This window comes from Hydrogenophaga aromaticivorans (assembly GCF_013387465.1).
Lineage (GTDB): Bacteria > Pseudomonadota > Gammaproteobacteria > Burkholderiales > Burkholderiaceae_C > Hydrogenophaga > Hydrogenophaga aromaticivorans.
Genome location: NZ_VYGV01000007.1, coordinates 342,607 through 365,974, shown reverse-complemented (window position 1 = coordinate 365,974; position 23,368 = coordinate 342,607). Strand labels below are relative to the sequence as shown.

The following is a 23,368-nucleotide window of genomic DNA, read 5'->3' as shown; positions in this document are numbered from 1 at the left end:
GAGGGCAGAGCTGAAGTCAACGCGGTCAAAGGCGCCGCTCGTCAGAACTGGCTGTAGATCTGAACGCTTGCCGTGTAGCGCCGCTTTTGTTCCGGCAACTCACGCAACGCATAGGCGAGCGTCACGCGCGCCGACAGGTAGCGCCCCATGGCCGCTTCCACGCCCCAACCCAGGCTGGTCAGGCGCTTGGTCTTGTCCTGGGTGGAGTCGGGCGGCAGAATCTGCCGGACCTGACCGGTGTCCACGAAGAAAAAGCCCGCGGCCGAATACGCCTGACCGCTGCCCTCGGCGGACGGACCGGTGATCGGGTGGTGCAACTCCAGACTCAGCAAAGCACCCTGGTCACCCGAAAAGGCCCCCACCGGATAACCGCGCACGCTGCCTTCCCCACCCAGGAAAAAATGCTCGCTGGAAGGCAACTCATCGCTGCTGGTGTGCTGCGCCGACAGCGCACCACGCAAAGCCCAGCCGGCGGCCAGAAACTGCGTTCGGCGCAGCGCACCCCGGCCCACCGTGTAGCGTTTGCTCACACCAGCGGTTTTTGCATCGCCCTTGTAGAGCGAGTAGCTCGTCAGCCACTGGCCCGAGTCATCGGCAGACTGGTACTCGAGACCCAGTTGCACATCCTGCGTGGCGGTACTGGACAGAAAGACACCACTGACCTTGTTTTCCACATCGCGCTTGCGCAGGCTGGCGAGCAGGTCGATTTGCGAGCGCTCCCCAAAGTGGATCGGTTGACGCAGCGACAAAGCGGTCGAGGTGGACTCGCCCGTGATGCCCAGGGAGGCAAAGGGCCCGTACTTCAGCTGGGTATCGTCCTGGTTGTGGGCGAGGTTCAGGCGCCCGCCCGAGCGACTGACCGGGATGCCGTAGTCAACGGAATAGCTCTTGAGACCGCTGGCGGACATCGCGGCCAGACTCAACGAATCCCGCCAACCCAGCAAGCTCTGGTTGGAATAGGACAAGCCCACCCGGGTTTCCCCCGTCACCTCGCTGCCCAGGTTGTCGACGCCGATGCGGAAGTTGTGCTGCTTGGGTTCGATGATCCCGATTTCCAGATCGGTGCTGCCAAAACTCTGTCCCGGCTTGAGTTCCGCGCGCAACTGCGCGGTGTTCGTGCGGTTGAAGCGCAAGAGACTGGTCTGCAGGGTGGGCAGATCCACCAGCCGGCCGGGCTCGGCATCCACCCGGCTCAGGACGTAGCTCGCGCGCGTGGATTCGTTGCCCTTGACCCGGACTTCACCCAGCTTGCCTTCGACCAGCTGCAGGGTGATGTTCCCGCTGGAAACATCCTGTGGCGGGATGATGGCGCGCGCGGTCACCACACCGCGCTCGCGGTAGGCCGCGTTGACCTGCTCTGCCAGGCGCTGCAGGTCGGCAAAGCTGACTTCCTTGCCCACGAACGCATCGGCCAGCGCCTTGAGCTCTTCGGCAGAAAGCACCTCGGACGCGGGCGCAAACTTCACCGCATTGACCTTGAAGCGCACCTGGCTGGCCACCGGCGCGGTCGCAGGCGCTTTCGGCGCTTCGATCACCGGCGCCACGGCCGGTGTGCGCTCCAGGCGCTCCTGCTCCAGGCGGCGCTGATCTTCCTCGATGCGGCGTTGCTGCAAGGCGCCCGGATCGGCCGACGGAGGAACGACAACCTGGGCGTAGGTCGAACACGTGACAAGGGCCGCCGCCGCTGCACAGCTGAGTTTCATCAGTTTTCTTCTTTGCATTTGGAGTTATTGGAATCGCCAGCACCTTGGCCCGCTTCAGACCCGCATTCGTCACCACCATTCACCGGCGTGCCCACGAAGGTCACCAGACCGGCCAACGCTTCGGCATCGGGTTGACCGTTAAAGAACCCGTCCGTCGGCGATGGCAAGGTGCCCAGCACCGAGAGTTCGCGATCGCCCAGTTCGGCCGCACTCAGGTTATTGCCATTGGGCGAAATCACCTCGTGACCCGGGCCTCGCGAGATCACGAAAGCCCCCGTCAACACCCGGTTGCCGGTGAGACCAAAGGCAAACGGGCTGCCTGCCGAGTAGAGCTGGACATCAAACGGCTGGATGCTGCGGTCGTTCTGATCGATCAACAACGTGGTCCTGGGGTTGCTGATGGTCAGGCGGTTGCCCACCCGCATGGCGTCAACAAACAGGTCACCGGCCAACACATTGACGTTGCCGGTGGAGGTGGAAAACTCCTGGAACCGGAAGGCAAACGGACTGTTCAAGGCCAGTTCCACGTTCGACGCCATGCCGCCGCCAAAGCCGGTCACCGACCCGCCCACGTCGCCCGCGCCGGTGCTGTTGACGTTCGCTGCAATGTTCTGGCCCGCCAGGTTCAGCCGGCTGCCGACGTTGAGCGTGCGAGCGGTCACCGAACGCGGCGCGCTCAGCGAAACCACATCGGCACTCGCCGTGCCCACGTTGACGCTGCCACCGGTGGAGCCGGCCACAAAGCTGCCGTTGGTGGCGGTGCCCGTGCCCACGTCGATGTTGCGCCGGGCGCTCAATGTGATCGACCCCCGGCGAGCCAGGAGAGTGCCAGCATCGACAGCGCCCCGGGCGCTGGCCAGCGTCACATCTTCTGCGGCCACCACACGATTGGCGGTCACGCCCTGTTGGCCCTCCATGGTCACCGAACCCCGCACCGAGCGGGTGTTGTCGGCGGTCACGGTACCGCGGGTGCTGATCAAAGACACATCGCGGCCCGCCGTCACCGTGCCGGTCTCGATGTTGCCAGCGGTCTCCACCGTGAAGGCGCCGCCCGTGCTCACCTCTCCGGTGCGGATGTCGCCTTCCTCGCTGTCGTACACCACCGTACCACCCGCCGTCGTGCTGCCGGTGTTGATGTCGCCCCGGGCGATGAAGGTCACATTGCCGGTCGTGGCCACCGTGGTGTCGGCCGAGATGGCGCCCGAAGCGGCGCGCATCGTGACATCCTTCCAGGCCTTGGTGACGCCGGCATCGATGTCGCCGCCGTCGGTGTTCAACACCACGCTGCCGGCGGTGCTTTCGACCGTGCCCGTCTGCACACCGGCCTGGCCGTCGACGCTCACGTCACCTCGTGCCGTCAGGCTGCCCAACCGGACATGCCCCGCCGCACTGGTCACCTGGACCGTCCCGCCCGCCACCGTGGTCGTGGCTTCGATATCGCCCAGTGCACTGAGATTCACGTTGCCATCCGTGGCGGTTGTGGTGCCCGCAGTGACCGTGCCCGCTGCCGCTGTCATCGTGACGTCCTGCTGTGCCTTGGTGGTGTCAACCACCACGTTCCCGGCGTTGGAGTTCAGCACCACGCTGCCCCCGGTGCTCTCGACCGAGTTGACGTCGACGCCGGTCTGGCCGTCCACGTTCACCAGACCCGTGCCCGTCACCGAATCAAGGGTCACACGGCCCCCCGTGGACGCCACGCTCACGCTCTTGTCCGGGCCCTGGGTGCCGGCACCCGTGCTGGTCACCGATTGGCCGGTGATGTCGCCGTCTGCGGTGATCTGCACGGCGTCGCCCGCGCTCACCGCTTCGATGTTCACCCCACCGACAGCCGCCAGCGCCACGCTCCCTTGAACAGACGAGGCATTGAGATCGCGCACGCGCACGTCCAGCGGATTGCCGTCCGAGCCCACGCCCAGCAGGCCCGCCACGGTGAACTTCGCCGCCGGTGCGGTGTCTGCGATCACATCGAGACGGGTGTCTCCACCGTCCAGCACACGCCCGCCCGTGCTCACCACCCGCACTGCGCTCGCGGTGCCGTTGCCGCTCTCGATGCCGGTGATCACGGCGTCACCCACCGTCTCGACATCGATCGACCCTGTCCCGGAGCGAACACGCGCCGCGGCAACACCGTTGTCTTCCATGGTCAACGACCCGGCCCGGATCTGGATGTCCGCTGCGGTCGAGTTCACATCGGCCTGCGTGGTCAGGGTGGTCTGGCCGCCCGAGACCAGGCTGATGCTGCCCAGCCCGGTCACGGTGCCGTCGACCTTCATGCTTTCGGCCGCCGACAAGACCGTGGCCCCACCCGAAGTCGACGCCCCCACGTTGAAGTGCTCACCAGAAGGGCCGTTCAGGTAAATCCCCTGACCCACCGTGTCCGCGGTGGCCACGACATGCCCGTCGGGGTTCACGCCCACATCCAGCGCGTTGTCTTCCTCCCCGATGCTGCCCGTGCGCGACACCAGCGTCACGTTGTTGCTGCGGATGTTCACCGCAGGCGTGACCACCGAGTCGCCCGGCATGTCCAGGATCGAACCCACCGCATCCAGACTCACGTTGTTTCGGGAGAAGATGGTGTCCACCGTCAGGTCCGCTGGCGTCTCGATCCAGATGTCACCGGCCGCGCGCGCGATCAGCGATGAGCCCGCGGTCGGGTTGATGCGCAGGGCCGATCCCGCCGCACCGATGCCGCCGTTGGCCGCTTCCAGGATGATGTTGTCACCCACCACGTTGTTCGTGCCGGCCACGGTCGCGGCATTGATCAGGGCCCCCGCCACCTTGATCCGCACGTTGTCGCTCGCGGTGACCTGGTTGATGCGCAAGTCTTTCTCGGACCCGATGAACGCATCCCCCGCAGCCGCGCTGGCGGTGAGCGCTCCGGTTCCGGTCTCCACGTTCACCGCGCGGGGCCGGATGATCGAGATCACGTTGCCGGTCACCGTCGCATCGCCACGCTCCGCCGCCGCCAGCGCCGCCTTCTGATCGGCTGTCAACGCGGCCAGGAAAGCGGCAATCTCCGCGGGTGTCGCACCGGTTGGCAAGGTGATGTCGACATTGGGGTTCATCGAGCCGATCGACGTGCCCGCGACCAGCGTGATGTTGTTGCCCTTGACGTTGGGTTCCTTGACCGAGGTCACCGTGTCGGTGATGTTCTTCAGCAGACCGGCACCCACCGAGAGCGCGAGCTGGGCGTCGGTCCAGGTGGCCCCGGTGCGGATTTGTGTTTCTTCGCCGGTACCGGTCGCCACCGAAGCGTCGTACGCAAAACCGCTGTCAAAGGTCGTGGTCAGGCCGCCCACTTCCGCGTGCAAGGCGTGGTACTGATCCGTGCGGCTCTGGGCAAACTCATCGATCTGCAGGGGTGTCAGACCAGCGGCCTCCAGCGCGCTGCGCTCGCCCACGGAGACGGCGTAGACATACCCCGGATCGTAGACCGCACCCTGATCCGCCTGCCCCTTGCGCAACTGCCAGTACTGGCGGTAGTTGTTGTTCTTGCCGCTCTCGAAGGCCGCGACCGCCTCGTTGGCTTTTTCCACCGATGGCGCACCACGCAGGCGCAGTTCGTCCCAGAGATTGGCCAACTCCGTCTCGGTCCGGGTGTCGATGGTCTCGAACGGGTTGTTGTCGATCACGGCACCGCTGGTCTCGATGCGCACGTCACCCGTTTTCGACTCCGCCGAAATCAGCAACAGGTTGCCGTTGTAGATGGCGGGGTTGGCGGCGTCCGCGAGGTTGCGGATGCTGATCGAGTCGCGTGCCGTCGCCAGCAAGCCGTTGTTGGACCACTGCGACATGTTGGTGGTGTAGCCGGTCCGCACGGTCAGCGGCGCGCCGGTCAAACCGATGCCGCCGTTGTTGGACAGCAGCTCCACGCGCCGGCCCTGGACGTAGGACCCCGCTGCGGCGTCGACGATGTTCTTGTCGGCCTCAAGCACCACATTGCTGACGCCAGCACCGCCAATGGTGCCCACGTTCAGGTTGCCCACCATCTCTTTGATGTGCACCTCGCCCGCGCTGGAGGTGGCGTTGAGCCGGCCGCTGTCGCTGATGTTGGTCTGGACCGCCTGCGTTCCGGAACCGATGCCCGTACCCGCCGCCAGATTGACGTTCACGCCGCTGATGATGTTCAGGTCACCGTTCTGCGTGATGCTGCCCCCCGAGCTGACGCTGGTTTCACCACTGGCGTTGTTGATGGCGCCGTTGAGCACCACATCACCGACCGAAGCCACATTCACCGTGCCCTGATCGAATCCGATGAATTCGATGCCGATGCGCTGGTCGGCCTTGACGCTTTCGGTGATCGTGGTCTTGGTGGCCGTGGTGACCGTGAATTCCTGGTAGTGGGTGGCGTTGGCGCACAGCGTCCACCAGTTGCAGTCACGCCATGAGTTGCCGGGCGTCAGCACGGGGGCTGCGGTGTTGATGGTCTCCTGGTCGCCGCCGGTAATGGTCGAGGCACCATACACGGCACTGGTGGCCGGGGAGTAAACCGTCGAGTTGTCGCCCGACACCACTTGAAGGTACTCCGCCTGCGACAGCGGGTCGTTGCTGCGGACCTGCGAGGCGATGCGGTATTCGTCCAGCACTTTGCTGCTGAGAATGGCGCCGCCAAACCACCCGTTTTGCGAGTAGCGGTAGTAGTCCACACGACCCTCGTCGTAACCGACGGTCATCGTGTAGCGCAAGCCGGCCTGCGGGTCGTAGAAGGCGCTGCGTGACCCACCGGCACCGCGCAGGAACTGGGTGGTGGTGATGATGGGAGCGCCACTGGCGTCAACGCCACTGATGTTGGTGATGTTGATTTCACCCTGCACACCCTTGCCGGTGTCCAGCAGGTTGACCCACATGGGCAGGCTGCTTTCGTTGTCGACCTTGATCTGACCGTAACCATCCATCACCCGCAGCTTCCCGCCGCCGACCTGGTTGGTGTTGAAGATCTGGCCGAACAATTCGATATAGCCGCCCTGCACGCGCACGCCGCTGAGTTCGAGGCGGTTTTCCTTCGCGTTGTAGCTCACCTTGATGTCTTCCCAGGCGCCTTGCTGGTTGCCGCTGAGTCCGCTCACGGTGGCACCGCTGACCTGGAAATACTCCGAGCCCAGCACCGCTTGTTGAGCAGGCGTCAGGCTGTTGTAGTGCGCCTGTGCCTCGGCAAACGACATGTTCACACCACCCACCGACACGGTGGCGCCGGCGGGAATGCGCACACCCCACTCCGGGATGCCGCTCTGGATGGTGCCGTTGATGTTCAGGTAGCGGGCGGCGATCAGCACGCTGCCGTTGGCCACGATGCCCGACCCCACCGCCTCGGGCGTGCGGGAGATCTCGGCGATGTTGTCCGGGAAGGCCAGGTTGGGATCGCCATTGGTGGTCGTCAGCGGGGCGCCGGCCACATGGCTGAACGTGTTGCTGTAACTTTGAACGAAGTCGCCATTGCGCGTCTTCACTTCCACATCGTCGGCCCGGATGCTGGCCGTCTGCTCGATGCGGATGCTGCCCGCGGCGCTGTCGATCTTGACCAGGCCACGCAGGTTGCTGATGTCCCCCTTGAGGATGATGTCTGGGGCCACCGTGGCCGCGCCGCCCGCCAGCGTCTGGCTGCTGTAGAAGGGATCCAGCGGGTCGTACTTGCTTTCGACCACGATCTTGGGTTTGCCCGGCAAGACCGTGCTGCCACTGAAATCGGTGGTGCTGTCCGCCGTGAAGATGTCGAAACCTGCACCCCCGGCGGCGCCATTGATGCCGTTGATCTGGGTGTTGTCCTTGACGTCCACGCTGTTGAAGTAAATCCTCCCGCCCTCATCCGCCGGGATGGTCAGGTCGTTCAGGATCAGGAAGCTCGGGCCATTGTTCGTGATCCTGATCTCGGCGTCACCCGGCGCGTCCAGCACGCCATTGCCTTGCAGCTTGTCGCCCCGAACATAGATGTTGCCCAGCTTGGCCTCTGCATCGCTGATGGTCAGGAACTTCGCCGTTGGACCAAGGGCGGCCACGTCGCTGTACACGTCGTTGGTGATGTCGGTCTGCACATTGACGATCTGCCCATCCAGACTGGTGATGCGGGTGGTCAGCAAGCCGATTTCGGTCGTGTTCGCCTCGATCGTGTCGGTGTTCGCCTCGATGGTGCTGGTGTTTGCATTGATCGTGTTGTTGTTGTTGTTGATCGTCGTGTTCTTGGCATTGATCTGATTCTGGATGGCCTGGCGACCCGCTGTGTCGTCTGCGTCCAAGGCATCGCGCTGAGCGATCAGGGCCGTCACCTCGGTCTGCAGCGTGGCATTCTGGCTGCTCAGGTTGGTGTTGGCCGTGGTCAGGTTGGTGTTGGTCGTCGTCAGGCCCGTGTTGGCCGTGGTCAGGTCGGTCTTGGTGGTCGTCAGACCGGCCTTGGTCGCGGTCATGGCTGTCACCGCTTCCTGCGCCGCCTCCTTGGGACTCAAACCCGCCACGCCCGCAAATCCGCCGCCCAGGGGGTCTGGCTGGAAACCCAGTTCCACCAGCTTGCGCTCCAGGAAACGGATCTCGGACTGGTAGGCCGCCACGGCGATCGCCGCGTCGGATCCCGCCGAACCACCGGAGTATTCCCGGATCAGCTGGTTCAACGCGTCAATGCGGTCAAGGATGTCTTGAGCCAGACTCGCGACGCCCGTGTTGGCAATGCTGATGCCATCGGTCTTGGCGACAACGTTGCCGTTGATGTCAATCTCAAGATTCTGCTTGCGGTGCGTACCCACATGGATCTCGCCGTTCACCGTCACACCTGAAGTCTGGGTCTTCACCGAGTTGCCCGTGCGGGTCTCGAAGGACACATCGCCACCGCCAAACGCGTTGCTGATGGCGCTGCCCACCGCCGCGAGCGCTTCGCGGTAGAGATCCTTGCCAATGCCGACACCCGATGCCGTTGCACCGCCCTTTTCAGCGAACAGTGCGACGTCGCTCACCGAGTTCAACACCGCACCATCGGCGATGGTGATCTGGCTGTCGGTTTCAATGACGGCATCGGCGATGGGATCGCGGTTCACCGGGATCGCGGTGTTGTTGAACACATCGGTTCTTGCAACGACCGAACCCGAATTCAATCCCGTGTTGGAACCCGTCTCCGGGTTGTACAGCGTGCTCGCACCGGCATTGAGGCGGATGTCGTTTTGCGCTTCGAGAGAAGCCGCACCGATTTCAATGCTGTTGCTCGCCTTGAAACGCGAAACGGAGTCGCCCTTGGGTGCCACGCCGACCAGACCCCAGACGTCAACCGAAGTCTGGGTGGAGATGTCGGCAACAGAGCGGGCGCCCATCATCAGGTCACCGGTTGCGCTCAATGCAGCGCCATCGCCCACCTTGACTTTGGCCACATTGGTGTCTGCGAGCACCTTGGAACTGCCGCTGGCGGCCGAAACCGCGCCGCCCGAAGCCATCTTCACCCGGTCTTCGGCGGTCACATCGTTCCACGCATCGAACTTGTAGGCGCCCGGGGCCATGAAGCTGCCCGTCTGTTGCACCGTTGCACCGGCACCCACCTCCGCCACCGCGCTGTTGGTGATCGTGGTCAGGCTGTCGGCAGCGGGCACATCGGCCAGCCCGCCCGAGGCGGAATTCACGTTCCAGCTCGGCACGGCGATGGCCGCGCCCGTCACCGAGGTCACGCCCGGCAAGTTGGCCGTGCCAGGGCCACCTTTTTCAACCGTGTTGCTGGCCTGCACCGATACGCTGTCAGCCTCCACATAGCCGTTGGCACCCACCGTGGAGCTGGTCGTTGCACCGCTGCTGTTGGTGGCCTTGGCGCCGCTCACGCCGATCAGGGAAGCGTTGGTGCTCTGCATCCAGGCATCAAACAGGCCGTCGTAACTGGAGCGCATCACGAACGCATCCACATCGATCTTGCGTCCATCGCCGCCCACGTTGTCGCCACTGCCGGTGCTGGCGCGGGTCTGGCTCGTCGACACCGTTTTGGCTTCAGAGAATGGCGCTGACACCAGGCCACCACTGCCCGCGATGCCGTGCGCAAAGTTGGTGTCCGAGCTGTCGGCCAGCACGCTGAGTGCGGGACCGGTCAGCTTGACGCCGTTGCCCACGGTGGCTTCGGTCAAGGTGTTCGAGGAGGCCTGGGAATAGTCCGCACCGACGGCCAGCAAGCCACCCACCGAAATGCCCACGCCCGAAGACACCTGCTGGGTGTGGCTGTCGGCGTGCACGGTGGTGGCGCCGCCCATGGTCAGCGTGGCGTTGTCGCCAATGGCCGATCGGGTGGTGCCAGCGCTCTCGGCTTTGGCCAGCGTGGCGTTGATGCCGAACAACACACCGCCCGACGCACCAAAGGCCTGAGCGGCCGTGGTGGGGCTGGCGCCGACCAACCGCTGCGCGACCACATCGAGCTTGTCGCCGGAGATGCTGGCATCGCCATCGATACGGGCTTCGACATTCGAGGTGGTGCTGGCGGTCGCCAGCGATGCGCCCACGGAACCCGCACCAATCGAGACACCCTTCGCTTCGGCACGGGTCTCCGGGGTGGCCTCTGCGGTCACGCTCACGTCGTCCTGTGCGACCACCTCCGCGCCACTGCCCATGACGGCGGATACACCCGAAGTGACTTCCGCCGTGGCCACGGCCCCCGACCCCGAGACGATGCCCGCCGCACCGGCGGTGGCGCTGGCAGAGGCCACCGAACCGTCGCTTGCCGAGATCGTCACATCGTTGACCAGCTTGCCAGCGGTCTTGCCCACATCCACATTGGGCTGGAAGTAGGCCGATGTGCTGCCACCAAAGGTGGCGCTCGCCACCGACGCACCAATCGCCAGACCACCGGCTGCAGCGCCGATGGTGGTGGCGGAAGCCCTGCGATCCGTTTCGGCGTTCACCAGCAGTTCATCAGCACGCTCAATGGAAGCGTTGCTGCCCACATAAGCCCGCGTGGTGCTTGAATCCTTGAGCACCGACACCGCGGCGCTCACGCCGATCACACCGCCCGCACCCGCCGTGCTGCGCACCCGGGATCCGGTCGCGTTCAGGTTGCCGGCGGCGGCCGTGATGCTCACGTCGCCGGCGGCATCGACCGCGGTCGACGAGCCCACAAACGCCTCGGTCGTGCTGTGGGTGATGCCCACGCCCACGGCGGCGCCAATGCCCACCGCACCGCCCGCCGCCCCGACGACTTCCAGGTCGAGCTGGGTCTTGTCGGATGCGGTGACATCCACCTGGCCACCCGCCGTCACGCGGCTGTTGTTGCCAATGAAGGCCTGGGTCTTGTCCTGAGAAGCCGTCGAGCTGCTGTTCATGTCACCGGCGACGCCGAGCCCGGCCGCCTTGGTGTTGACCGTCGATTTCGCGCCCGTCAGGTGCGCCGAACCGCTCACATCGTCCAGCTGCGAGCCCGCATTGGTCTGTTGGGCCTGCTGGTCGGCGCGCCCGGCCGTGGCACCATCGCCCAGGCCCTCCTGGGCTTCATCATCCAGGCTGGCGCCGATCACCGCCACCGACGCCGAACCGGCGCCGCCGAACAGGGCGCCCGCCGCGATGGCGATGGCGGTGGACTCCACGTTCTTGCTGGAAGCCGCCGTGACGCCCACATCGCGATCGGCATCCACCAGCGTGCTGTTGCCGATCGACGCGGTGGTCGTGTTGCGCACGATGTTGGTGTCGGACATGGCACCCACGCCAAATCCGCCCACGGCACCCGCCAGGCCACCGCCCTTGAGGTTCACCGTGTCGCTGGCGCTCACCTTGACGTCTTGTGCCGCGCCACCACGCGTCTGGTTGACCCGCGTGTTGTCACCGATCGAGGCGGTCGTGCTGGACGTCAGCACCTTGACACCCACCGATCCGGCCACGCCCACGCCGCCGGCCGCGGCGCTGCCGGTCACGCTGCTCATGGCGGCGCTGGATGTCGCCGCCACTTCGGTGGTGCCACCGGCGTTGAGCGTCGCGGCCTCGGCCGGCGACGCTGCGCCTTCCACATAGGCCTGCGTGGTGTTGTCCACCACGCCGACCGACACCGCGCCCGACACCGCCACCACGCCGCCCGATCCGGCGAGTGTGTACATGTCGATGGCCGTGTCCTGATCCGCGTTCACACGCAGGTCGCCGGTGGCATCCACGTTGGCACCGGCATCGATGCCGGCCGTGGTGGTGTTGGCCACCGAGGCCACACTCACCGCCGCACCAATGCCCGCCGCGCCCACCGACACGTTGGCCGTGGCGAGGAACAGGTCTTCGCTCGCCTCGGCGCGCACGTCGACGTTGCGTGCCTTGACGTCGGCGTCGCCGATGGTGGCGCTGGTCTGCTTGTCCACCACCACGGTGTTGACCGAGCCGCTCACGCCGGCGATACCGCCGGACATCGTGCCCGAGGCCATCACCACCAGGGTGTCGTCCGTGGCGCGCACGCGCACCGATGGCGCGGTTCCGACTGCATCGGCGCCCACGGGGGCACCCGCTGCATCGGTCTTGTTGACCTGGGCGCCATCGCCGATGCGCGCCTGGGTGACCGAAGAAATCACGTTCGAGGTCACCGTGCCGGTGACGCCGGCCGCGCCCGCGGCGGCCACGCCGAGCGAGGCGGTGATGATCTTTTCACTGCCCACGGCCGTGACCGAGAAGCCCTTGACCTGCTCGGTGCCCCGCGTGCCCAGACCGCCGGCGATCCCGGAGATGGCATTGCCTTCCGAGTCCCTGGTGGTTTCCGGGTTGCTGGTGTCGCTGGCGTCGCCACCGCCATCGCCGCTGGCACTCATGTTGAAGCTCGCGCCGTCGTTGACGTCGCCGTCCTTGACACCATCGCCATCGACATCCAGATCGCCCTTGCCCGTCGGCGCCGTTGGCAAGGCGCGCGCGGTCGTCTGGTCGATGCTGCCGTCGTAAACCGTGGCGCCGCTGACCGCATTGCCGCGCGCGTTGACCGACGAGTTGTCCCCCAGATAGGCGAGCGTCTCACTGGTGATCACGTTCACCCCGACCGCGCCCCCCACGGCCGCGATGCCGGAGCCCGTGGCGCTGGCCGACACGCCCATCAACAACGTGTCATCGGCCGCCGAAATGGCCACGTTGCCATCGGAGTCGATGTGGGCCGCTGTCTTGGTCGCATCGTCTTGCGCTGAACCGATGAAGGCCTGGGTGTTGTTGTCGATCACGTTGACCGCCGCCGCACCGCCCACGCTGGCCGCACCGGATCCCTGGACCGAGATGCCCGCGCCGATGATCTGCTGCTGCGAGTCCGCCGCCACGCGCACGTCCAGGTCGGCATCCACGCTGGCCCCTTCGCCGATGTGGGCGCTGGTGTTCTTGGACAGCGTGTTCACGTTGAGCACGCCGCCCACCGCCGCCGCACCACCGCCGCCGCCGGAGCCGGCCACCGTGATCAGTTCGCTGTCGCTCTGGGCTCGCACCAGCACCGACCGGTTGCCGGAACCCGCCACCGACTGGTTGATCTGGGCCGCGCCGATGGCGGCCACCGTTTCCGAAGAGATCACATTGATCGCCACCGAACCGCTCACGCCGGCCGCACCGCCGCCCGCAGCCGATACGCCGATGTTGAGCACCGACTCACGGGTTTCAGCGTTCACGTCCAGCGTGCGCCCGGCGTCCACGTGCGCGCCATCGCCCACCGTGGCCGCCGCTGAATCGCGCAGCAAGGTCACACCCAGCGTGCCGGCCACACCGGCCGCACCGCCGCCCGCCGCACCGCCACCCACCTGCAGGACCTCGGTCGTGTCGCTGGCGGCAACGGTCACATCGCGTCCGGCCTTCACCGTGGCGCCCGTGCCAATGGAAGCGATGGTGTTCTGGTCCGGCACCGGGGCCGAATCGGACACCGCATTGCCAACGGCCATCTTGCCGGTCTGGCTGTCCAGGTCGCTCTTGGTCTGCTGGGATTGCGCCGAGCTGCCGAGCATGTCGCCCACCTTGCTCTTGCCCGTTTCGCTGTCGGTGTTGGTGACGGTGTTGCCCAAACCGCCGCTGGAGTCACCATCCAAAACCATCCCCACGGCCACGATGGAAATCGCACCGGCCACGCCCGCGGCGCCACCACCGGCGCCGGCTGCGGCCACCGAATCGATCAGCTTGTCGGACGAAGCGTCCACGCTGACGTCCTGGCTGGCAGATACCTGCGCGTTGCTGCCAATGTAAGCCTGTGTCGTGTTCTGGGCCACGGTGACCGCCACCGCCGCACCCACGCCCGCCGCGCCACCGCCGGCGGCCGCCCCCGTCACCGACAGGCTTTCAATGCGGTCGGTCGCCTTGACATCCACGCCCTGCCCTGCGGCCGCCAGCGTCTGGTTGACCTGGGCGTTGCTGCCAATGCCGGCCTCGGTGTTCGAGGTCACCACGTTGACGCCGATGCTGCCGGATACACCCGCCGAACCACCGCCCGAGCCCGCCACCGTGATGGTGTTGACGCTCTCCGTGGAATCGGCATGGACCGATGTGATGCCCGTGGCATTCGTTTCGGCGAAATTGCCGATCCGCGCTTGGGTGGTGCTGGCATTCACCGCCACGCTCAGCGAAGCGCCCACGCCTGCGGCGCCGCCGCCGGCGGCGCCGCCCGAAATCATCCAGCTGTTGGCGAACTCGTCCGCTTTCACGGACAGATTCCCGCCCGTCACGTTCACCTGGGCCGCGTCGGCCACCGAAGTGCCATCCTCGATGAGCGCCTGGGTGGTGTTGGCAATGCCGACACCCGCCACCGCACCACCGACGCCCACGCTGCCGCCTCCGGCGAGACCGACCGTGGTCGACAAGGTGGAGTCCAGCGACGCCGCTTCCACTTCAACCGCCTTTTTGGCGTTGACCAGTGTGTCCTTGCCAATCTTCGCCGTGGTGGTCTTGGCGATCACGCCCACGTTGGCCGCCGCGCCGACGCCCGCGCTGCCACCGCCACCTGCGCCACCGGCCGTGTTGATCAGGCTGGTTTCATCGATCGCCTTGACGCGCACTTCCTGGTCCGCGTGCGCCAGGGTATTGGTTTCATTGATGCGCGCCGACCGGCCGATCGAGGCTTCGGTCGTGTTGGCGATCACGTCGGCCGACACCGTGGCCGCCACACCGGTGGTGCCGCCGCCGCCCGCACTGAAAACCGTGGTGATCAGTTCTTCCCGGTTGTACGCCGTGACCGACAGGCCCTTGGCGAGTTCGGTCTTCTTCGCGCCCAGGTCCGCCGGCTCGATCGAGGTATCGCCTCCGGTGGTTTCGCCGGTGTACACGGTGCGGGCGTCGCCCAGGCCGCGTGCATTGACCACGGCGCTGTCGCCGATGGTGGCCCGGGTTGTTCCGAACAAGGTGGCCACGCCGATCGATCCGCCCACGCCCGTGGTGCCGCCGCCAGCGACACCGCCGGCCGCCAGAACCGCCTGGACGTCGTCCTGCGCGTTCACGCCCACGTTGCCGTCGGCATCCACGCCGGCCTGGCTGCCGATCATGGCGTGCACATCGTTCTTCACCACGGCCACCGACACCGCGCCACCCACGCCGGTGGTACCACCGCCACCGAAACCGACCGTGACCGAGGTCAGGTCTTCCGAGGCCGAGGCGTCGATGACCACGTCCTTCTTCGCGTTGACCTGTGTGCCCGCGCCGTCGGCAATGCCAGCCGTCACGGTTTTCGCCATCACGTCCGTGTCCAGCGCCGCGCCCACGCCGGTGGTCCCGCCGCCAGCGCCACCGCCGGTGATCGCCAGAATCGTCGTGTCATCGCTCGCCGTGATGGCCACGCCCTGATCCGCGCTCGAATACCCGGCATCGGTGTTGACCTGCGCACCCTGGTTCACCAGGGCCGTGGTGTCGCCCACGATCACGTTGACCGACAGCGCACCGGCCACCGCCGTGGTGCCCGCACCCGCGCCCGCCACCACCGCGGAGGTCACGCTCTCGTCGGCCTGCGCGGCAACCGTCAACTGCTTCGCCGCCGAGACATCGGCGGCACCGATGGTGGCCGATGTGGCATTGGCCAGAATTTGCGCGGCGATCGACGCACCGATGCCCGTCTGGTTTGCCGCCGACACACCACCGGACACCATCACGCCGGTCACGTCGGTTGTGGCCTTCACGGACACATCGCCCAGGGCCTTCACCGCGGCCCCATCGCCGATCAGGGCTTCGGTCTTGCCCAGTGCGACCACCACGCCCAGCACACCGGCCACGGCGGTGCCGCTGGTCGAGGCGCCCGCACTGACGCCCACGTTGGTCATCTCCTGCAAGGATTCGGCCTGGACCTTCACGCCCGCGCTGGCGCCATTGGCGAGCACGGTCGAGTCGGCACCGATGGCGGCGCGCGTCTCGTCCAGGTTGACGGTGTCGGCGTTGGAAATGCCCACACCGGTCTGCTTGGCGCCGGCGGCTGCACCGGCGATCGTCACGGACTGCATGTCCGAACTGCTGGAAACGTCCACCCCCAGGGATTGCGGCCCGGTGCTGCCGATCGTGGTGACAGCGACGCCCTCACCCAGCTCGGCGATGCTCTTGTTGGTGAACACATTGACCGCAAACGCGCCGGCCACCGCCGTATCGCCCTGGGAAGCGGCGCCGGCGATGGCTTCGGTGTAGTAGTTGTTCGAAGCCAGGTAGTCCGCCGGATCGAAGGTGTCGAAGTCGAGATTCTTGACGCCATCGACGGTGAGGTTCTTCGCGGCCGGCGTCGACACGCGGTTCTTCGTCGCCAACACGGTCAAGGATTCGGCGTTCACCGCGGTCGGGTCGAACGTGTCGCTCTCATCGGCGTCGCGCCCCACCACCGCGTGGTTTTCGTTGAGGGACACCAGCACGGCAAATGAAGCGCCCACGCCGGTCTTGCTTTCACCGCCCTTGGAGAGCGCGCCCGCGCGGGCCTGCGCGGAAATCTTGCTGGTGTCGGTTGCCGTGACCGACACATGCCCCACCTCGTTGCCCGCCGAACCCAGCGTGGCACCTTCGTCGATGGAGGCAAGTGTCTGGTTTTCGTTGACCACCAGGGCCAGTCCGCCGGCCACGGCCGTACCGCCGCCGCTGGCGCCCGAAACGGCCTCGGCGCTCATGGCGGTCTGGAAGGCCGCGTCGCGGTTCTGGCGCGACGCGGCATTGATGTTCACATCCCCCGCCTGGCTCACGGTGGTGCCCGCGCCCAAGGTGGCCTGGGTGACGTTATGGGTCGCCGTGACCGCCACGGCCACGCCCACGGCGTCATCTTCCGACACGGCTTCGCCGCTGGACTTCGTGGTGTAGTTGGTGTCGGACTGCGCGTCGAGCTTGAGCTCGCCGGTACCGGCGTTGATGTTCAGGCCCTGCCCGATCTCGGCCCGGCCCTGGTTGCGCGCCACGCTCACGCCAATGGCGGCGGCCACACTGATCTTCTTGCCCTGCTGGTCCTTGCGGGTCTGCTCGGACGCCTGGGTCGGCTTGTCGGTGCCCGGGGTGCTGCTGCTGGTGTCCGGCGTCTTGGCCTCTGGTGAACTGGTGTCGACAGTCGAGGCACCCGCGTTCTTGTTCTTGGCGAAATCGAGCTGGTTCTTTTTCTGCTCGTCAGCGGTGGTGTTGGCTTCCGGTTCTTCTTCACCCGTGGTGGCGTTGGTCTTGGCCTTCTTGGCGCCTTTGGCACCCGCCGTGGTTTCGGTCGTGATCGAGGTTTCAGACAACGCTATCAGTTCGACCCCGGTGGAGCTGTCGATGTCGCGCTGCAGTTCGGCCGACACATCGTCCACCGCAATCGCCGCCGCCAGCGACGCGCCCACCGCCGTGTCGCCCTGCGCCTGGGCCGTGGCTTTCGTGGTCATCACGTTGCTCTGCTCGGCCGAACTGCTGAACGCACCCGACAGATTCAGGCCCGTGGCCGATGCACCGACGCGTGCCTGCGTGGTGTTCACACCGATCGACACCGCCACCACGGGCGTGATCGAGGTCTTGGCGCCGGCCGAGCCACCCACGAGCTCGGTGCTCATGGTGTGGTCGGCCCTGGCGTTCACCGCCATGTTGGCGCCGCCCGTGAGCACCGCCTGGTCGGCCACCTCGGCCACCGTCTTGTTGACCGCCACGTTCACACCGATGGACGCACCCACGCCCACTTTGGCGGTGGCGCCCGTGCCTTTCACGTCCGCCGCGGCTTTCACCGTGCTGGTCGACGCATTGCCGGCTTCGATCAGGATGTGGCCCGCGTTGGCGTTGGCGGAAGCACCCGTGCCACTGGCATCGGTATCGCCTTCCAGTCGGGCCTGGCTGCTGTTGTCCACGATGTTGATGGCCAGCGAACCCGCCACGCCCACATTGCCCGCGCCCGCGCCACTCTTGGCATCGGCCACGAAGTCGTTCTTCGCCGTGCCATCCATGCCGGCCTGGATCGTCAGGCCTTCGGTGTTGACGACAGCGTTGTCGCTCACGATGGCCGTGTTTTTGGCGGTAGCGGCGTTGACAGCCACGGCCGCGCCAATGCCCACATCGGTGCCGCCGGCATCGGTCTGGCTGCCATCGGCCAAGGCCTTGGCATCGGTTTCGGCCAGGCTGGTCACGCTCAGGGCACCGCCCGTGCTGGTGATGCTGCGGCCTTTGCCGATCGACGCTGTCGTCTCTGAATTGGCCACATTCACGCCCACGGCAGCGGCCACGGCCACGCCTTCACCCGTGCCGTCGCCGTTGCTGTCGGCCTCTGCCTTGCCCGCCTGATTGCCGGTCTTGTTGGCCTCGACGTTCGTGTCGAGCTTCCCGCCGGTCTTGCCGCCCGTGGTCTCGGGCGCATCCGGTGCCTTGTCGGCGTTGGCCTTGCCCTTGTCTTTGGCCGAGTCGCCTTGTGCGGCGACCTGCTCGTCCACACTCTTGCCCGGCGCACCACCGGCTTCAGCCGGTGCATCGCCGTTTTCGTCGGCTTCCTGTCCGCCAGCCACGCTGGCCGTGGCCGAAGTGTCGCTGCGGGCCACCGACATGGCGCCCACCTCCACGCCCCCGTCGGCGCTGATGTCGCGCTCGACCGAGGCGATCACCGTGTCGTTGGCAATGCCCACCGCAATCGAGGCGCCCACCGCCACCTGGTTGCCCTGGGTCTGGCCCGTGGCCACCGTTGTCTGCTCGCTGCTGTGGTCGGCCTGGCTGCTGTACGCACCGCTGATGCCCAGACCCGTCGTGTTTTCGCCCAGGCGCGCCACCGTGGTGTTGTCCCCGACGGAAACGGCCACCACCGGCGTCACGGAGATCTTGGCACCCGAGGCACCGCCCTCGACGCTCGTGCCCATGGTGTGGTCGCTGCTGGCGTTCAGCCCGAAGTTGGCCCCACCCGTGATCGCGGCCTTGTCGGCCACTTCGGCCACCGTCTTGTTGGCCACCACGTTCACGCCAACCGACGCACCCACGCCCACTTTGGCCTCTGCACCGGCCTCAACTTCGGCTCCGGCGGTCACCGTGCTCGTCGAGGCGTTGCCCGCTTCGATCAGGATGTCGCCCGTGCCGGCATTCACCGTGGCACCCACGCCAAAGCCCGCACCTGCGGTGTCGGTGTCGCCCTGCACCAAGGCCGTCGTCGTGTTGGCCACCGTGTTGATCGCCAGCGAGCCGGCCACCCCCACCTTGCCGGCGCCCGCGCCACTCTGGGCCTCGGCCACGAAGTCGTTCTTTGCCGCGCCATCCATGCCAGCCTGGACCGTCAGGCCTTGCGCGTTGACGTTGGCGTTGTCGCTCACGATGGCCGTGTTGGTCGCCGTGGCCGCGTTCACGGCCACCGCCGCGCCGATGCCCACGTTGGTGCCACCGGCGTCGGTCTGGCTGCCGTCGGCCTTGGCCGCCGCGTCGGTCTCGGCCGTGCTGGTCACACTCAGGGCGCCGCCCGTGCTGGTGATGCTGCGGCCGGTGCCGATCGACGCCCTGGTCTCGGAGCTGGCCACGTTGATGCCCACCGCGGCCGCCACGCTCACGCCGCCTTCGCTGGTCTCGGCCTTGGGCGCTTCGTCGCCGGTCGGGTTGGTGGTTTTGTCGAGTTTCTTGCCGGTCTTGCCACCCGAGGTCTCGGGTGCCGCAGGCGCCTTGTCGGCCGTTGCCTTGCCTTTGTCCTTGGCCGAGTCGCCTTGAGCGGCGACCTGCTCGTCCACACTCTTGCCCGGCGCTCCGCCTGCTTCTGCCGGCGCATCGCCGTTGTCATCGGCTTCCTGCCCACCGGCCACGCTGGCCGTGGCCGAGGTGTCGCTCCTGGCCACCGATGTGGCGCCCACGCTCACACCATCAACGGCGCTGACGTTGCGCTCGACCGAAGCGATCACCGTGTCGTTGGCCATGCCCAGCGCCAGCGAGACGCCCACGGACACATCGTTGCCCTGGGTCTGGCCCGTGGCGACGGTGGTCTGTTCGCTGCTTTGATTCGCGTCGCTGCTGTAGGCACCCGTCAGGTTCAGCCCCGCCGCGTTGTCACCCAGGCGCGCGATCGTGGTGTTGTCCCCGATCGAGACCGCCACCAACGGGGTCACGGCAATCCCGGCGCCCGCGGCGCCGCCCGTGACGTCCGTGCCCATGCTGTGTGCGCTCTGGGCGTTCAACCCGAAGTTGGCACCCCCGCTGATCACCGCCAGGTCGGCCACCTCGGCCACGGTCTTGTTGGCCACCACGTTCACGCCCACCGACGCACCGACGCCCACTTTGGCGCTGTCGCCCGTGCCTTGAACCTCGGCGCCAACGGTCACCGTGCTCGTCGAGGCGTTGCCCGCTTCGATCAGGATGTCGCCCGTTCCGGCGTCCACGCTCGCACCGGTTCCGCTGCTGTCGCTGTCGCCCTGGATCAGGGCGGTGGTCGTGCTGGCCAGCGTGTTGATCGCCAGCGAGCCGGCCACGCCGACATTGCTCGCCCCAGCGCCGCTCTTGCTGCTGGTCGCGAAGGTATTCGACTCGCCAGCGGGCACCGTGGCCTGCAAGGTCAGCCCATTGGCCTGGACCTGTGCGTTGTCGCCGATCAGGGCCGTGTTGGTCAGCGCGCCGATGTTGAGCGCAAAAGCGGCGCCAATGCCGACATCCGCGCCTTCGCCCACCGTGCTGCCATCGGCATCCACGGTCGATGCGTTGCTGGCCACACTGGAAACCGTGGCCAGCCCGGTGGTGTTTTGCAGGGCGCTGGATCCAATCGAAGCCTGCGTCTGGCTGTTGAGGCTGACGATCGCCACGGCAGCGGCCACATCGACACTGCCCCCCGATGTCGAACCTTCGACCTTGTAGTCGTCGAGCGCCTTTTCGGTCTCGCTCGGGCCGTCCGCCAGCTTCTCGGCCTCTGTCTGCTTGGTGGCCCCCTTGGCCGCCGCCTTGGCGGTATTGACCACGGTGTTCTTGGACTCCGCACTCACCTTGAGCGAAGCCGCCTGGGTGGTTGCGCTGTCTTCGATCGAGGCCTTGGTCACGGTGGTCAGCACCGTCAAAGCAACCGTTCCGCCCACGGCCGCCGGTTGGCTGGCGGTGATGTCGGCCACGGTGGTGGCTTCTACGGTGTTCTTGGCCGACAGTTCGAGCGCCGCATCTGTCGTGACAGAGGACGATCCGCCCACCTTCACCGTGGCGGTGCTGTTGATGGTGCTGATGGCCACCGCCGCATCGGCCGGCAGCGCGAGGCCCAGGCCGGTGGGCTTGACGTTGGACGTGACAGTGGACTCGGCGTTCAGCGTGGCGTTGCCGGTCGAACTCAGCACCGATGTGCCCGCCACGTTCACCGTGGCGCTTGAATTGACCACGCTGATAGCGAGGGGCGTGCTGCCCAGCGGGCTGGTGTCGACCGAGGCCTTGGCGCCGATCGCCAGTGTGCCGCTGGCAGAAACGGCGGTGTCGGTCAGGCTGATCGAGGCCGTGGCGCTCGGAATCGCGAGCGGCAGCGGCACCAGCGCACCGGTGTCGTCGTAGTCCGATTGCGCTTGCACTGAGACTGACGCGCCCATGATCGTGGCGCCGGTGGCCGTGATGCTCGCATTGCCACCGCCGCCCAATGCGCCACCCGGAGCGCGGGTGGCATTGATGGTGATGTCGCCTCCGTTGAAGCCGCTGTCGGCCGATGCAATCAGCGTGCTGCCGGTGTTGAGCGTGATGCTGCCGGCCTGCAGGTTCAGGTTGCCGGAGTTGCCCACTGATACCGCCGTCGTTTGATTGGCTGTATCACCCCCGTCCACGTTCCGGGTCGACACCACCACGCCGGCGTTCACCGTGATCGTGTTGTCCGCCACGATGTTGTGGTTGGCGCCACCGGAGTAGTAGTCGGCGCTGACCGTGACCGTTTCCGGGTCGATCAGCACGGTGCCCATCGTTCCGGTGGTGGAAGATGCGCGGAACTGGCCACCGGCCAGTTCGACATTTTTCCTGGCGCTGAACTCGATCGCGCCGCCATCGCCCGTCGCACCGGCCGACGTGTTGACCAGCGCGCCGGTCTGGGCCACGGCGCTGTTGGCGGCCATCATGTAGACGGTACCGCCGCTGGAGTTGTTGCCCAGCCCGGCCGCAGAGATGTTGGCGCCCGATTCCAGCGTGATGTTGTTGCCGGCCTGGATGGCGATCTGGCCACCGCTGACACCCTCGCTGCCCTCGTTCCGGATCACGCCCGACACCGAGACGTCCTGGCTGGCCTGGATGTCGACGCTGCCGGTCTGGTTCTCGCTGTCTTCTTCGGCTGCGGACGCCACCGGTGCGACGGCCGCTGCCGGATCGTCTTCGGCCACCACCTGGATCCGGCCGTCCACCTCGACGATCTTGGTCCCGGCGGCCAGCCCGTTGACGTTGACCACGTCGCTGAAATCGGGCGCCAGTCCGACGAACTTCGCGCCGCGATAGACCGTGCCACTGATCCGGACACTGCCGCCCCGGAACCTCACGCCACCCATGGCATTGACCGTGCCATCGATCGTGATGGCGCCGCCTTCGTCCGGTGCGGAGCCATCCAGCAGCGCCCCGACTGACAGGGCGTCGATGTCACCTGTGTCGGTGAAAAAGGTGTCGAGGAAAGAGCGTGTCGGCGTCGACACCGTGAGACTGCCCACGTTGACCACCCCGCCCGACCCCACCAGGAAACCATGGGGGCTGGCGAAGAAGACGTTGCCACCGATCTTGTTGCCCTTGATCGAGTTGAGCATGCCATTGATCGTGACGCGCGAATCGGTGACCATGTTGATCAGGTTGGCGCTGCCCCCCGGCAGGTGCATGTTGACCACCTGCCCGCCCCCTACCGCAAAAGTAGAAAACGAGTTGAAGGCGTTGGACCCGCTGGTGGTCGAGGTGTGCACGCTGGTTGCGCCCCCGCTGGCGCTGACCGTGGTCTGGGTGCGTCCGTCGGGCTGGATGTTGTTGGGGCCGGCTGTCGCGGGTGGCCCGAGCACGAAGCCTGCGTTGAGCGCCAGCAGCGCTGTCATCCTCCGGCGTCCGGTGCCAGATTTGCCTCGCCCCCTCGCGATCTCGGCGACCGCGGTCCAGATCATGAGGGCATCGTTCCAGACAAGGCGGTACAGGCGGTTGACAGACGAATGGCGGTGCATGACAGGGTTCCTTCACATGCACCGCAGTGCCGTTACTTACATTTGGAGACAAAGCTCACGCTTTTGTTGCCCTCAGGATACATACCTTGGTCCTACGGCACAAGCACAACATCCCCCAAAAGGATGAACATTTGACGAAATGGCTTGTAACACCAGTCACATTCAGGTACGTAACAGCGATGGAGGCGCTCGGCGAGGGGCGCGGCGATCAAATGGCAGGCGGCACGGCATAATTTGTCCGTC

General features: G+C 66.4%; 2 protein-coding genes. Both read right to left on the bottom strand.

Features of this window, described 5'->3' with window-relative positions; genetic code table 11:
- Nucleotides 1-41: 41 nt before the first annotated feature.
- Nucleotides 42-1,703, bottom strand: coding sequence for a ShlB/FhaC/HecB family hemolysin secretion/activation protein (locus tag F3K02_RS11560; protein ID WP_177135750.1), 1,662 nt, complete (start codon nt 1,701-1,703; stop codon nt 42-44).
- Nucleotides 1,703-23,125 carry an ESPR-type extended signal peptide-containing protein gene (locus tag F3K02_RS11555; protein ID WP_177135749.1) on the bottom strand — a complete coding sequence of 7,141 codons (21,423 nt, stop codon included), beginning with the start codon at nt 23,123-23,125 and terminating at the stop codon, nt 1,703-1,705. Before F3K02_RS11555 ends, F3K02_RS11560 begins: the two co-directional genes overlap by 1 nt.
- Nucleotides 23,126-23,368: the final 243 nt, after the last annotated feature.